Source organism: Acinetobacter portensis, from assembly GCF_023158935.1.
In the GTDB taxonomy this organism is placed as follows: domain Bacteria; phylum Pseudomonadota; class Gammaproteobacteria; order Pseudomonadales; family Moraxellaceae; genus Acinetobacter; species Acinetobacter faecalis.
In genome coordinates this window covers 1,366,213-1,381,060 of the sequence record NZ_CP096120.1, presented here as the reverse complement: position 1 = coordinate 1,381,060, position 14,848 = coordinate 1,366,213, and the positions used below count along the sequence as shown (strand labels likewise).

14 protein-coding genes, 2 tRNA genes and 3 rRNA genes are annotated in these 14,848 nt (G+C 38.4%); 16 read left to right on the top strand and 3 right to left on the bottom strand.

Going from position 1 to position 14,848, the window contains the following annotated elements:
- Positions 1–90: 90 nt before the first annotated feature.
- Entirely contained in the window at positions 91–465 is a 375-nt protein-coding gene (locus tag MZO21_RS06845; RefSeq protein WP_154773629.1) for a DUF2750 domain-containing protein, read from the bottom strand.
- Between the two features lie 128 nt (positions 466–593).
- Positions 594–827, bottom strand: coding sequence for a hypothetical protein (locus MZO21_RS06840; RefSeq protein WP_154773620.1), 234 nt, complete (start codon positions 825–827; stop codon positions 594–596).
- A 233-nt stretch (positions 828–1,060) separates the two neighbouring features.
- On the opposite strand from MZO21_RS06840, the gene MZO21_RS06835 reads away from it, so the two are divergent.
- The 16 genes from MZO21_RS06835 (at position 1,061) to MZO21_RS06760 (ending at position 13,826) form a co-directional block, all read left to right on the top strand.
- Positions 1,061–1,420: a hypothetical protein gene (locus tag MZO21_RS06835; RefSeq protein WP_154773619.1), complete on the top strand. Its 360-nt coding sequence runs from the start codon at positions 1,061–1,063 to the stop codon at positions 1,418–1,420.
- 105 nt (positions 1,421–1,525) lie between these two features.
- Entirely contained in the window at positions 1,526–1,846 is a 321-nt protein-coding gene (locus MZO21_RS06830; protein WP_154773618.1) for a hypothetical protein, read from the top strand.
- Between the two features lie 108 nt (positions 1,847–1,954).
- A complete protein-coding gene (gene ftsY / locus MZO21_RS06825; RefSeq protein WP_154773617.1) occupies positions 1,955–3,046 on the top strand; it encodes a signal recognition particle-docking protein FtsY in 1,092 nt (363 codons plus the stop codon).
- 181 nt (positions 3,047–3,227) lie between these two features.
- On the top strand, positions 3,228–3,914 hold the full coding sequence (locus tag MZO21_RS06820) for a nitroreductase family protein (protein WP_154773616.1): 687 nt from the start codon (positions 3,228–3,230) through the stop codon (positions 3,912–3,914).
- A 195-nt stretch (positions 3,915–4,109) separates the two neighbouring features.
- A complete protein-coding gene (locus MZO21_RS06815) occupies positions 4,110–4,703 on the top strand; it encodes a nitroreductase family protein (RefSeq protein ID WP_154773615.1) in 594 nt (197 codons plus the stop codon).
- A 137-nt stretch (positions 4,704–4,840) separates the two neighbouring features.
- Positions 4,841–5,497, top strand: coding sequence for a DUF2057 family protein (locus MZO21_RS06810; protein WP_154773614.1), 657 nt, complete (start codon positions 4,841–4,843; stop codon positions 5,495–5,497).
- 163 nt (positions 5,498–5,660) lie between these two features.
- Positions 5,661–5,810, top strand: a complete 150-nt coding sequence (locus MZO21_RS06805; RefSeq protein WP_154773613.1) for a hypothetical protein — start codon at positions 5,661–5,663, stop codon at positions 5,808–5,810.
- 118 nt (positions 5,811–5,928) lie between these two features.
- Positions 5,929–7,465 (top strand): 16S ribosomal RNA (locus MZO21_RS06800).
- A gap of 60 nt (positions 7,466–7,525) precedes the next feature.
- Positions 7,526–7,602 (top strand) — tRNA-Ile (locus tag MZO21_RS06795).
- Positions 7,603–7,670: 68 nt separating this feature from the next.
- A tRNA-Ala gene (locus MZO21_RS06790) sits at positions 7,671–7,746 on the top strand.
- Positions 7,747–8,120: 374 nt separating this feature from the next.
- Positions 8,121–11,015 (top strand): 23S ribosomal RNA (locus tag MZO21_RS06785).
- 187 nt (positions 11,016–11,202) lie between these two features.
- A 5S ribosomal RNA gene (gene rrf, locus MZO21_RS06780) occupies positions 11,203–11,317 on the top strand.
- Together the 16S, 23S and 5S rRNA genes with 2 tRNA genes alongside form the textbook arrangement of a ribosomal RNA operon.
- Before the next feature lie 229 nt (positions 11,318–11,546).
- The gene (locus tag MZO21_RS06775; RefSeq protein ID WP_154771524.1) at positions 11,547–12,533 is read left to right on the top strand and encodes a linear amide C-N hydrolase; all 987 of its coding nucleotides are present in this window, start codon (positions 11,547–11,549) and stop codon (positions 12,531–12,533) included.
- A 15-nt stretch (positions 12,534–12,548) separates the two neighbouring features.
- Positions 12,549–13,010: a hypothetical protein gene (locus MZO21_RS06770; protein ID WP_228273419.1), complete on the top strand. Its 462-nt coding sequence runs from the start codon at positions 12,549–12,551 to the stop codon at positions 13,008–13,010.
- A 139-nt stretch (positions 13,011–13,149) separates the two neighbouring features.
- Entirely contained in the window at positions 13,150–13,521 is a 372-nt protein-coding gene (locus MZO21_RS06765) for an immunity protein Imm33 domain-containing protein (protein WP_154771525.1), read from the top strand.
- Between the two features lie 59 nt (positions 13,522–13,580).
- Positions 13,581–13,826, top strand: a complete 246-nt coding sequence (locus tag MZO21_RS06760) for a hypothetical protein (protein WP_248101130.1) — start codon at positions 13,581–13,583, stop codon at positions 13,824–13,826.
- Positions 13,827–13,985: 159 nt separating this feature from the next.
- On the opposite strand, the gene MZO21_RS06755 is transcribed toward MZO21_RS06760, so the two are convergent.
- Entirely contained in the window at positions 13,986–14,690 is a 705-nt protein-coding gene (locus MZO21_RS06755) for a glutamine amidotransferase (protein WP_154771527.1), read from the bottom strand.
- Positions 14,691–14,848: the final 158 nt, after the last annotated feature.

Below are 14,848 nucleotides of genomic sequence, written 5' to 3'. Positions count from 1 at the left end.
GTGAAATTTTATAAATACAAAGATATTTATGGTCATCTTTTGTGAATGTTCAGTACATCCTTGTACTTTGTTCTGTGTATTTAATATCTGTTAAGCAAGAAGTTTATTTGGCTTATTAAAGAAAAAATATTTCATTAATTGCGGGCTAAACTTAAATTTCTGGTGATTTGAATTGTATAAGGTTGGTTTAACATTTAAACGGGTAAGGGTGGGTAATAAAGATTTTTGAAAATCTTCAGGGGTAATTTTACGCGCTGTGTAATTTGGCCATTTTTTTTGAGCATATTTCTGTGCTTGAGAACAGCTTAACCAAAAAGGAAAAATGTGATGTTCTTGATCGGAAGTCATCGCCCAGCCCTCATGATACAAACCCCAAAGTACACCGCAGTACATCATCGATTTTAAAATTGTAATTTTAAGAAAGAAATCTTTGGGTAATGGGTGTAATTGATTCACCTGATACATAATCATTCTTAGTTGCTGATTTGATTTTATTGTACGGACTTATAATGACAGTATTGTTTAAACTTTGCGTAGAATCGTAAAATTATATGAAAAAGGTCGTAAAAAAACGCCACCTGAGTGACGTTTAATTATGCTTGCATGGTGGCTAGGTTTTGCCAAAATTGTGCTTTTAGTGAATCTCGTTCTACGCGAAAACCTTGATAATAAAGTTCTGCTAAAAACATTGCTGCTTTACCATGTCCAGCTCGTGCTGCACCTTCCAATTGTGAAACTGCTTCTGCAAAGTTCATTTCGTATTGGATTGTATTTACTGCATCTGCGTAAACATGTTCTAAGTCTTGTTGAGAGAATTGTTGAATCATATATAACTCCTTATTGTAATTATGTTCAAACTATAAAGACCAATCTTGAGTCTTTAGATATTTTTAACACTCTATTATTAAACTATTATTACAAATTGCTTGAAGTGTCAAATAAATCTGCTTGATTGTTGTAATAGGTTGCGTTTAAATGATTAAATAATGATCTTATGCGTAAGGTGTGAACGAATTATTAAAAAAAACATCAATCGATTATTAAAATAAGGGGAAATTAAATGTCAAAAACTATAGATGGATTTTCTTTAGATTTACCACCCAATAAAGCTCAAATTATAGGATTAGCTCAATTACATCGAAAGCAATTGGATGAAGCGATTTATCATAATGAATTAAGGTTAGGTGATTTTTGCCTTGCACAAAAAAAGCGTGTTTATGATTACACACGTGAATTAAATGCAGAGCAGCGTGCAGAATTTTATCAAGCATACAATGGTGAGTTAGAGCGTTTTTCTGTTGATGAAAGTCCGCATCATCATGAAGAGGAAAATCAAACGCATGTAAAAATTATGTATGGTGTATTGGCTGTTATCGCAATAGTTTTATATTTTGTTTTTCTAGCGCCTGTTTTACATTAAATCTTAGCTTAAGCTCAATTTTGCTTATAAATATAGGCAGAATTGAGCTGAATATCTTGTGATTAATTTTAGACACCCATAAACTACCTTTAATCGAGGTAGGTCATGTACAGCAATATTCAAAAAATTAAGCAATTTTATGCTCAGTTAAAGCTTGAGCAAATTTATAATGCGTTCATTCTTTTTATTATTTCAATTATTTTGGTGATGTCTACAGTTGCGTTATATCGCCCAATTGATTCCGTCAAGTTTCAGCAAGTTAAAGTAATTGCTAATCAGCCTATATATCCTGAAAGCCAAGAAATGGCAGAAGCATTATTGCAACAACAGACCATTATAGTTGGGCAATATCTTCGCCTTATGCATGCACATCAAATTGAAATGAACAAAGCAACAGAACTTCCTGCTTTATCTATTGAAGATTGATTAGGCTTAATGTTCAGACAAATCTATGTAAATCAATACAACGTAAAACGACGTGATTTATGCTAGACTTTCACTTTTATTTTAATGCAGTATTTTCAGGGATTCGGCATGCAGCAACAATCTAATGGGCAGAATAAATTTTTAATTGATGCTGACATCGGTGATGACGATGTTACGTTACCGAATTTACCTTCAATTAATGTGCCTATTGTTGAAACAACACCAGCAGTAGAAAGCGTTTCGACAGAAGTTGCACAAGAAGAAACAAAGGCAAAAGGTGGTTTCTTTAGCCGAATGAAAAGCGGCTTAACGAAAACGCGTAAAAACCTTGCCGATGGTATGGTGAATATTCTCATCGGTGGTAAAGAAATTGATGATGAATTATTAGAAGAAGTTGAAGAGCAATTACTTGTTGCAGATATTGGTGTAGAAGCAACAAAAACAATTATTGCGAATTTAACGGAACGTACAAACCGCGGTGATCTAATTTACTCGCATTCTTTATATAAAGCATTGCAAGAAGAGCTTGTTGCTATTTTAGAACCACGTGTAAAACCAATGCATATTGATCCAAACAAATCGCCGTATGTGATTTTAGTTGTGGGGGTAAATGGCGTAGGTAAAACAACAACAATTGGTAAGTTAGCAAAACGTCTTCAAGGCGAAGGTAAAAAAGTAATGCTTGCAGCGGGTGATACATTCCGTGCAGCAGCAACTGAACAACTTCAAATTTGGGGCGAACGTAACGATATTGCTGTTGTCGCACAAGGTCATGGTGCAGACAGTGCTTCTGTTATTTTTGATGCTTTTGAAAGTGCGCGTGCTAAAGGTGTAGATGTGCTTATTGCAGATACAGCAGGACGTTTGCACAATAAAGGGCATTTAATGCAAGAGTTAACGAAAGTTAAGCGCGTTATGCAAAAAAGTGATGCGACTGCACCACATGAAGTGATGTTGGTTGTAGATGCAGGCACAGGTCAAAATGCAATTAACCAAGTTGAAATGTTTGATGAAGCTGTTGGCTTAACGGGTATTACAATTACCAAACTTGATGGTACAGCTAAAGGTGGTGTGTTATTTAACATAGCAAGTCGCACACATGTGCCAATTCGTTTTATTGGCGTTGGTGAGCAAATTGATGATTTAAGACCATTCTCTGCAAAATCATTTGTTGCGGCATTATTTGAAACAGATAAATAATATTGCTCAAATTAAAACTGCTGATTAGGTCACATAAACTCCGCTAAATGCGGAGTTTATTTTTTTGTGGGTAAGTGATTGATTTAAAAAGCATCAATAATGATTTTTATAGATAATTAATTAAAAATAAAATCATTACAATAAAGCTAGTATTCATGCCAATTTTTTTGGGGAAAAGGTAATGGCATTATTAGATAAGATTGGTCATGTTTTGACATCTGATATCACAAAAGATTTTAAGTTAAAAAAGAAAAATGTCAGTGTGATTGAAGAGAGTACATTCATTGATCAGCTTAAAAAGCGAAGAAATATTAGCGAATTAGGCGATAAACTTCGTTTTAGTCAAACTTATTTAACAGAGCTGATTCAAGAATCTGTGCGAAGTTGTCCATCTGCACATCATTCACAAAGTACACGCGTTGTTATTTTATATGGTAATTCACATCATAAATTTTGGAATATTGTGAAGGAGATGCAACGTAAAATTGTGCCTTTCAATATTTTTGCAGGAACAGCTGTGAAAATTGATCAATGTTTAAAAGCTTATGGAACAGTTTTGTTTTATGAAGATCAAGCGGTTATTAAGCAATTACAAAAAAAACGTCCTTTTGATGCAGAAGAGTTTCCAATATGGTCTGAACAAACATCTGGTATGGCGCAATTTGCGGTATGGACTGCTTTAGCAGATTCAGACATTGGTGCTTCGTTGCAACACTACAATCCAATTATTGATGAAGAAATTGCAAAATCCTTTGATATTGATGAAAACTGGAAGCTACGTGCACAACTTGTATTCGGTTCTATTGAGCAAGAAATAGTTGAAAAACCATTTATAGATTACGAACAGCAATTTAAAGTTTTTCATTAAAATTGGTTATATTGTTCTGCGTGTATAGAAATTAAAAAATCTACACGTAGAATAAAGCCATTTTACGATCTATGTTAATTGATTGTTCTATTAATAAAACACTATGTAATGAAATTGGGTATTTATCTAAAAATTAAAAATTATAAGATGTGTATAACGAATTAAGAGTGATCGTGAGATCAAAGAGGAATCCTAATGTCATTTTTAAAAAATATAGAAAAACGCCGTACAATTTATGCAATTGGTAAAAATGTAGAACTTGCAAATGCAGACATTGAAAAAACAATTCAACAAGCTGTGCGTTTAAGTCCATCATCATTTAACTCACAATCTTCACGTGTTGTGACTTTGTTTGGTGAATCTCATGCTAAATTTTGGAATATTACGTTAGAAACATTACGTAAAATTGTGCCTGCAGAAGCATTTGCACCAACTGAAGCGAAAATTCAAAGTTTTGCGGCAGGTACAGGTACAGTATTATTTTATGAAGACCAATCTGTAATTAAAAACTTACAAGAAAACTTTGCTTTGTATGCAGATAATTTCCCGGTTTGGTCTGAGCATTCAACTGCAATTGCACAATTTGCGGTATGGACTGCACTAGCAGAACAAAATATTGGCGCTTCATTGCAACATTACAATCCAATCGTAGACGCTGAAGTTGCAACAACATTTGATATTCCTGCAAATTGGAAACTACGCGCTCAACTAGTATTTGGTTCTATTGAAGCGCCTGCTGGCGAAAAAACATTTATAGATGATGCTGAACGTTTTAAATCATTTAATTAATGTTGTAATTAATATGAAGAAAGAGTGCTTAAGCACTCTTTTTTTATTTAAAACAAGTGAATTAATAGTTGTAATGAAAGTGTCATTAAGCTCATTCATAGTGCCATCAAACGTAAAAAATGATGAGATATGTATTAATGAATAAAAGATGGTCTTTTTTCGCTACTTTATTAATGATGAGTACACCTGCATTTGCAGCAATTACATTAACAACGTCAGAAGAAATAAAAATTGCGGCAATTAATGGGCAAGAAGTAAATACAGGCTTGTTTAGTTCTAATAAAAAAGCACATCAATTAAAGACAGGTGAGAATGTAATCTCTGTTCGATATTCACAGTATTTTGAAGAAAATCGAAATATTGGAACACATGAAATTGTACGATCAAATATCGTAAATATTAAAACGCCATTATTGGATGATAATCAAACTTATTATTTATCATTAATAGATACGCCAAAAAATGTAGATGCTGCGAGAGATTACGCAAAGCAACCTGTATTTGGTTTATATAATAGTAAAAATCAATTATTGGTTAAGCAGCAAGGTGCTAAAACCTCTGGTTTAGGTATTGTGAGTAATTTGTTTGTTGAGGGGGAGTCAATAAATAGAAATCAAGTAAATGTACAGCCATCACCGGAATATACGGCTCAAGCAAAGTTAAATCAGCCAAAAGAAGAAATATCAACAGATGTGAGTGTAAAAGGTGGTCAAGATCAACGCCTCATTCAAATATGGAAAAATGCATCTAAAGTGGAAAGACAGAAGTTTTTGACTTGGTTAGCAGAGCAGTAAAATAACTAGATTTAAAAAAGCCACGAATAACGTGGCTTTTTTTATAAATATTCGTTTAATTTTTAAGCTAATCGCGGTAAATTTAGCATTAATTTTTAATTTTTGTATGAAAAGTAAACATGTGTGTGTGAATTTGAGATTATTTAATAAAAAGGGGTTGCGCTTGCTAAGAAACTCTATAGAATACGCAGCACACCAACGCAATGAACGAAGCGTAATGTTGAGTTTGGGTGTTGAGCTTGCTGGTGACGAACCAACAAGAAGATCATTAAGAGATTATGAAGAACAACTTGTGTGGATTTTTACTGATTGATCAATCGAAATTATTTTCATTGATTTGATGGTAGAAATTACTCGAAGTTTATTTGAGAAATATTTGTCAGAAAATTGATGAGCCAAGATTGGTACCCTTTAAAGGTACTACTGATTTTAAACTGAAGAGTTTGATCATGGCTCAGATTGAACGCTGGCGGCAGGCTTAACACATGCAAGTCGAGCGGATGAAAGTAGCTTGCTACAGGATTCAGCGGCGGACGGGTGAGTAATGCTTAGGAATCTACCTATTAATGGGGGACAACAGTTGGAAACGGCTGCTAATACCGCATACGCCCTACGGGGGAAAGCAGGGGATCTTCGGACCTTGCGTTAATAGATGAGCCTAAGTCAGATTAGCTAGTTGGTGGGGTAAAGGCCTACCAAGGCGACGATCTGTAGCGGGTCTGAGAGGATGATCCGCCACACTGGGACTGAGACACGGCCCAGACTCCTACGGGAGGCAGCAGTGGGGAATATTGGACAATGGGGGGAACCCTGATCCAGCCATGCCGCGTGTGTGAAGAAGGCCTTTTGGTTGTAAAGCACTTTAAGCGAGGAGGAGGCTACCGAGATTAATACTCTTGGATAGTGGACGTTACTCGCAGAATAAGCACCGGCTAACTCTGTGCCAGCAGCCGCGGTAATACAGAGGGTGCGAGCGTTAATCGGATTTACTGGGCGTAAAGCGTGCGTAGGTGGTCTTTTAAGTCGGATGTGAAATCCCTGAGCTTAACTTAGGAATTGCATTCGATACTGGGAGACTAGAGTATGGGAGAGGATGGTAGAATTCCAGGTGTAGCGGTGAAATGCGTAGAGATCTGGAGGAATACCGATGGCGAAGGCAGCCATCTGGCCTAATACTGACACTGAGGCACGAAAGCATGGGGAGCAAACAGGATTAGATACCCTGGTAGTCCATGCCGTAAACGATGTCTACTAGCCGTTGGGGCCTTTGAGGCTTTAGTGGCGCAGCTAACGCGATAAGTAGACCGCCTGGGGAGTACGGTCGCAAGACTAAAACTCAAATGAATTGACGGGGGCCCGCACAAGCGGTGGAGCATGTGGTTTAATTCGATGCAACGCGAAGAACCTTACCTGGTCTTGACATAGTAAGAACTTTCCAGAGATGGATTGGTGCCTTCGGGAGCTTACATACAGGTGCTGCATGGCTGTCGTCAGCTCGTGTCGTGAGATGTTGGGTTAAGTCCCGCAACGAGCGCAACCCTTTTCCTTATTTGCCAGCACTTCGGGTGGGAACTTTAAGGATACTGCCAGTGACAAACTGGAGGAAGGCGGGGACGACGTCAAGTCATCATGGCCCTTACGACCAGGGCTACACACGTGCTACAATGGTCGGTACAAAGGGTTGCTACCTCGCGAGAGGATGCTAATCTCAAAAAGCCGATCGTAGTCCGGATCGCAGTCTGCAACTCGACTGCGTGAAGTCGGAATCGCTAGTAATCGCGGATCAGAATGCCGCGGTGAATACGTTCCCGGGCCTTGTACACACCGCCCGTCACACCATGGGAGTTTGTTGCACCAGAAGTAGGTAGTCTAACCGCAAGGAGGACGCTTACCACGGTGTGGCCGACGACTGGGGTGAAGTCGTAACAAGGTAGCCGTAGGGGAACCTGCGGCTGGATCACCTCCTTAACGAAAGATTGACGATTGGTAAGAATCCACAACAAGTTGTTCTTCATACGATGTACCTGAGGGTCTGTAGCTCAGTTGGTTAGAGCACACGCTTGATAAGCGTGGGGTCACAAGTTCAAGTCTTGTCAGACCCACCACTACTGACGAAGCAATTAATTGCAGAGTAAGACAGAGAATCAGAGACATTGAATCTATATGATAAGCTGGGGACTTAGCTTAGTTGGTAGAGCGCCTGCTTTGCACGCAGGAGGTCAGGAGTTCGACTCTCCTAGTCTCCACCATATATCGTTTACGATATATAAGCTGAGAGATTATAGAATTTAGTAAATTAAACGATAGAGTTTAAGTTTATTAAGTTCTGTGATTTATCACAGTTTCTAGACCTGACGAAGGCTAGAAAAATCATTAACAGAATATATTTGAGTTGAAATAATTTGTTCATAACTCATCAAACTTAAAAACGAAGAAGCAATTCTGAGTTTACGAGAATGATGATTTACTAGCGATTAAACTGAATCAAGCGTTTTGGTATATGAATCTAATTGAAGCTGTACAGTGCTTAAGTGCACAGACGCCAACTGTATGATTGACTAACTTGTTAGTTGATCTGTTGCTAATCCTACTTGTAGGGATTAACGACTGTTTGGGGTTGTATAGTCAAGTAATTAAGTGCATGTGGTGGATGCCTTGGCAGTCAGAGGCGATGAAAGACGTAATAGCCTGCGATAAGCTCCGGGGAGGCGGCAAATATCCTGTGATCCGGAGATTTCTGAATGGGGAAACCCACTTACCATAAGGTAGGTATTGCAACATGAATACATAGTGTTGCAAGGCGAACGAGGGGAAGTGAAACATCTCAGTACCCTTAGGAAAAGAAATCAATTGAGATTCCCTCAGTAGCGGCGAGCGAAAGGGGAACAGCCCATTAAGTCATATAAGTTCTAGTGGAATGCTCTGGGAAGTGCAACCATAGTGGGTGATAGTCCTGTACACGAAAGGGCTTATATGATGATGTCGAGTAGGGCGGGGCACGTGAAACCTTGTCTGAATATGGGGGGACCATCCTCCAAGGCTAAATACTCCTGACTGACCGATAGTGAACCAGTACCGTGAGGGAAAGGCGAAAAGAACCCCTGTGAGGGGAGTGAAATAGATCCTGAAACCGCATGCATACAAGCAGTGGGAGCCGGCATTGTGTCCGGTGACTGCGTACCTTTTGTATAATGGGTCAGCGACTTATGTTCAGTAGCAAGGTTAACCGAATAGGGGAGCCGTAGAGAAATCGAGTCTTAATAGGGCGTTTAGTTGCTGGGCATAGACCCGAAACCAGGTGATCTATCCATGAGCAGGTTGAAGGTTGGGTAACACTAACTGGAGGACCGAACCCACTGTCGTTGAAAAGCCAGGGGATGACTTGTGGATAGGGGTGAAAGGCTAATCAAACTTGGTGATAGCTGGTTCTCCCCGAAAGCTATTTAGGTAGCGCCTCGGACGAATACCATTGGGGGTAGAGCACTGTTTCGGCTAGGGGGTCATCCCGACTTACCAAACCGATGCAAACTCCGAATACCAATGAGTACTATCCGGGAGACAGACTGCGGGTGCTAACGTCCGTAGTCAAGAGGAAAACAATCCAGACCGCCAGCTAAGGCCCCAAAATTATAGTTAAGTGGGAAACGATGTGGGAAGGCATAGACAGCTAGGAGGTTGGCTTAGAAGCAGCCACCCTTTAAAGAAAGCGTAATAGCTCACTAGTCGAGTCGGCCTGCGCGGAAGATGTAACGGGGCTAAAACTATATGCCGAAGCTGCGGATTTGCAATTTATTGCAAGTGGTAGGGGAGCGTTCTGTAAGCCGATGAAGGTGGATTGAGAAGTCTGCTGGAGGTATCAGAAGTGCGAATGCTGACGTGAGTAACGACAAAACGGGTGAAAAACCCGTTCGCTGAAAGACCAAGGGTTCCAGTCCAACGTTAATCGGGGCTGGGTGAGTCGACCCCTAAGGCGAGGCCGAGAGGCGTAGTCGATGGGAAATTGGTTAATATTCCAATACTTCTGTGTAATGCGATGAGAGGACGGAGAAAGTTAAGTCAGCCTGGCGTTGGTTGTCCAGGTGAAAGGTTGTAGGCATGTATCTTAGGCAAATCCGGGGTACTCTATGCTGAGAACTGATAGCAAGCTAATTTATTAGCGAAGTGGCTGATACTATACTTCCAGGAAAAGTCTCTAAGCTTCAGTTACACAGGAATCGTACCCGAAACCGACACAGGTGGTCAGGTCGAGTAGACCAAAGCGCTTGAGAGAACTCTGCTGAAGGAACTAGGCAAAATGGTACCGTAACTTCGGGAGAAGGTACGCTGCTGACGGTGATGGAACTTGCTTCCTGAGCTATCGGCAGCCACAGAAACCAGGCCCCTGCAACTGTTTATTAAAAACATAGCACTCTGCAAACACGAAAGTGGACGTATAGGGTGTGATGCCTGCCCGGTGCTGGAAGGTTAATTGATGGGGTTAGCGTAAGCGAAGCTCTTGATCGAAGCCCCAGTAAACGGCGGCCGTAACTATAACGGTCCTAAGGTAGCGAAATTCCTTGTCGGGTAAGTTCCGACCTGCACGAATGGCATAATGATGGGGGCGCTGTCTCCAGCAGAGGCTCAGTGAAATCGAATTCGCCGTGAAGATGCGGTGTACCCGCGGCTAGACGGAAAGACCCCGTGAACCTTTACTGCAGCTTGACATTGAACTTTGATCTTACTTGTGTAGGATAGGTGGGAGGCTTTGAAACCGCGACGCTAGTTGCGGTGGAGCCAATCTTGAAATACCACCCTGGTAATATTGAGGTTCTAACTCTGCTCCATAATCTGGAGCGAGGACCATGTCTGGTGGGTAGTTTGACTGGGGCGGTCTCCTCCTAAAGAGTAACGGAGGAGTACGAAGGTGCGCTCAGCGTGGTCGGAAATCACGCGTAGAGTATAAAGGCAAAAGCGCGCTTAACTGCGAGACCCACAAGTCGAGCAGGTACGAAAGTAGGTCTTAGTGATCCGGTGGTTCTGTATGGAAGGGCCATCGCTCAACGGATAAAAGGTACTCTGGGGATAACAGGCTGATACCGCCCAAGAGTTCATATCGACGGCGGTGTTTGGCACCTCGATGTCGGCTCATCTCATCCTGGGGCTGAAGCAGGTCCCAAGGGTATGGCTGTTCGCCATTTAAAGAGGTACGCGAGCTGGGTTTAGAACGTCGTGAGACAGTTCGGTCCCTATCTACCGTGGGCGTTGGAAATTTGAGAGGATCTGCTCCTAGTACGAGAGGACCAGAGTGGACGAACCTCTGGTGTACCGGTTGTGACGCCAGTCGCATCGCCGGGTAGCTATGTTCGGAAGGGATAACCGCTGAAAGCATCTAAGCGGGAAGCCTACCTCAAGATAAGATTTCCCTAGGACTTTATGTCCTCTAAAGAGCCGTTGAAGACTACGACGTTGATAGGTTGGATGTGGAAGCATAGTGATATGTGAAGCTGACCAATACTAATTGCTCGTGAGGCTTGACTATACAACACCCAAACAGTTGTTGTATAAAGCTCAATTGATTCGATATTAAGCAAAATAGCTTGATTCAGAAGAAAGTTAGTAAGACAATGTTCAACTCAGATATACCTGTTAATGTATTCTATTTGGTACGAAGTAAGGCATACATCAAATGATGTAAATAAGACCCGAACAAGTCCATAAACAGTTGTGCTGGCGACAATAGCAAGAGTGAACCACCTGATCCCTTCCCGAACTCAGAAGTGAAACCTCTTTGCGCTGATGGTAGTGTGGGGTTACCCATGTGAGAGTAAGTCATCGCCAGCTCATTAATTCTAAAACCCCCTCCAATACGGAGGGGGTTTTTTTATGTGGGGAAATAAATTAACCAAGTGAAATAGGTTGTTTTTTTTGTTTAAAAATAAATACTAGCTTTTATATAAGAACTATAATATTGATATATATAATATTTAATAAAAATTTGAAACGTTGGGGTTGTTGAATATGAAAAAAATTGCTATTAACCGCTGGGTTATTGTTCATTGGGGAATTCTCTATGGCATGTACACGTGTTGTTTATTTAGGTGATGAGCAGAATGTAATAACTGCAAGATCAATGGACTGGAAGGTAGATGTAGGTTCTAATATATGGGTTTTACCAAATAATGTAAGTAGAGATGGTTCAGCTGGAAAAAATTCAATTAAATGGACATCTAAATATGGAAGTGTTGTAACAACAGGCTATGATATTTCAACAACAGATGGAATGAATGAAAAGGGGCTTGCTGCAAATTTATTATGGTTGGTAGAATCGGAATATCCTAATATAGAAAAGAATAAAAAACCAACTTTAAGTATTTCATTATGGGCTCAATATATTTTAGATAATTATTCAACGGTTGCTGAAGCAGTAAAAGCTTTGGAAAAAGAACCATTTATTGTAGTTTCTGATGCAGTTCCAGGTGAATCAAGGTTAACAACACTACATTTATCTATTTCTGATGCATCTGGAGATAGTGCAATTATTGAGTATGTCAAAGGTAAGCAAGTTATACATCATAGTCGAAAGTATCAAGTAATGACGAATTCCCCATTGTTTGAAAAACAACTTGCATTAGATGAATATTGGAAACAAATTGGTGGAACTACGATGCTACCTGGTACAAATAGAGCTGCTGATCGATTTGCACGTGCTTCATTTTATATTAATGCCATTCCTAAAAAAGCAACATCAGAACATTCTTTAGCAAGTGTTTTTAGTGTAATTAGAAATGTTTCAGTTCCATTTGGTTTAAATACAGAAGAAGAGCCAAATATCTCATCAACAAGATGGCGAACAGTTGTAGATCATAAACGTAAACTTTACTTTTTTGAATCTGCTGTATCACCAAATACATTTTGGATTGATTTAAAAGATATTAATTTTAGCGGAACTCAAACATTAAAGTTGGATTTAGGAAAAGATCAGTCTAATATTTATGCTGGGAAAGCGAATGGTTATTTAAAAGCGACAACTGCATTTAAATTTTTAGGTATTAGCTAAATAGAGGGTGAAACATTGAATAAAAATGTATTTTTTATGCTTGGGTTTGTATTGTTAAGTGGTTGTGCAACGTTAACACAGGAAAATATAGGAACTAAGGGATTACCTTTGTGTCAAACGAATGAACTTTGTCCTTTAATGACTGTAAGCTGGAATGATCAGAAAAAAGATAATTTCAATGTAAAAGTAAGCTTAGACAGTCTTTATCATTATTATGATATTCAAAAAGTCATATTTAGTAATGATAAGAAATCTTACAGTTTTGTGCCTGAAGCTAAAACAACTCAAGAAGTAATCTTTAATTTACGTCATTCTAAAAATAGTATTGTCGTGCCTAAGAATTTAATGGCAGATTTAAAATCTAATGCGATATCAATTAACATTCATACAGATCAAGGTGTAATTTCTCGATTTATATATAAAGATGGCGTGGAATCTTCTATATATAAACAATTTACAAGTATTTATGTTCCTTAAAGTATCTTCGGGTGCTTTTTTTATTTCATTAAGTTTGAATGAGTAGGATTTATTTTGAATAAATACCTACTCTGATATTGGAAAATATTCAATTTACGTTAAGCTAGGTGAAATTGTTTTTAAATAGTAAATCGACAATATGGCTAAAAATCCGCAACAAGCTTCAGCATTGGCTGAACTCATTTCAGAACAAAAACTTTTATGTGAAGAGTTTGGTTCCGCTTATATTGAAGTAAGTGGCGATGATGTCATTGCTGTAGCAGTTCAAACTTTAAATAAAGATCCTTTAGTAGGTATTCGTAAAAAGTCTGAAACTGATGAAAATGTGAGCTGGTATATTTATGGTGGTGAGCTTGAAGAAGGCACTGATAACTTTGAAACCATGACCGTTCGCGAATTACAAGAAATTGCGCCAGATGTTCTTCCATACTTAGCTTTAGATGTAGGTTTTCGCTTTATGATTGATGGCGATGATTATGAAGATGTATGGAAAGAAGGTGATGAGGCATAATATATATGAAACTTTATATTAAGTTTCATATAATTATGATTAGTTGTTTTGCATCGTTTGTGCACGCAGAACAACTAAGCCAAGAAAAATATGATGCTTTATTGAATCAATACATGCAAATTATTCAAAATACGAAAGTAGTTTTAGATTCTGAAGATACAAGTTCGACGTTTGCTGAACAAAATAAAGCATTTTGTGAGCGGATTAATGCTTACCAAGATATTAAAAAAATATCTGAAGAGAACAAACAATTAGAAAATGCCTCACATATGTTACTGGCTGCGAACTATTATTTAGAGCGGTAGAGTAAAAGTTTAGAACTTGGTGGATTTTCAGATTCTCCATTTTGTAAAAGAAAATAGCCTAAGCAAACGAAGCTATTGTTAGTAAAAGATTGTTTTGTATTTATAAAAGTACATTTTAAAGAAGATCTAAGTTTTAGCTTAGATCTTCTTTTTTAATAATTAATTTACTAGAGATGTCATAAAGTTTTTGATAATTTGACTTGCAACAGGTTCAAGTTGTGGTGCAAATTTTTGATTATCTTCACGTAGTTTTGAGATATTAATAGAAGCATTTCTGAGTTCACAGGTATGTCCAATCAGCCATTTTTCCATGCTATCTGCTGAAGCTTCAATATGGAACTGTAAAGCAAGAATATGCTCATTCACTGAAAAAGCTTGATGCGGGTAAGCTTCTGTACTTGCAAGTAATTTAGCATTTTCAGGGAGATCGAAAGTATCTCCATGCCAATGTAAAACTTCAATATTTTGCAGAGTATTTAGTGGATTTATAGGATGATCAGTAAGGGTTAATTTACTCCAACCAATTTCTTTTGTAGTACCTGAATAAACTTTAGCACCTAAAGCGGTTGCAATTAACTGCGCACCTAAGCAGATACCAATTGTCGGTAAATCATTACTCAAACGAACTTTTAGTAAGTCTATTTCTTTTTGTATGAATGGGTAATCTTCCGTTTCATTAACACCAATTGGACCACCTAAAATAATGGTTAATCCTTTATGTTCATATGCTTTACTTAAGTCATCAACACCTGCTTCAAAGTAACGAACACGAAAGCCAAGTTGATAAAATGTATCTTCTAAAGAGCCTAAATCTTCAAATGCGACATGTTGAATTGCATAAATTGTGTCTGGAAAATTTGACATAAATGAGAACTATATTTTGATGTATTAAAGTAGTAGTTCATTATATTTTAAAAATGATTTTTACTGTATTAATTCAAATTTAATTCACAGTTTTAATTTCCACTTAGTCAGTAAAATAGAAGAAAATCTAAGTTCGTATTTAACTAAAATTATATCTT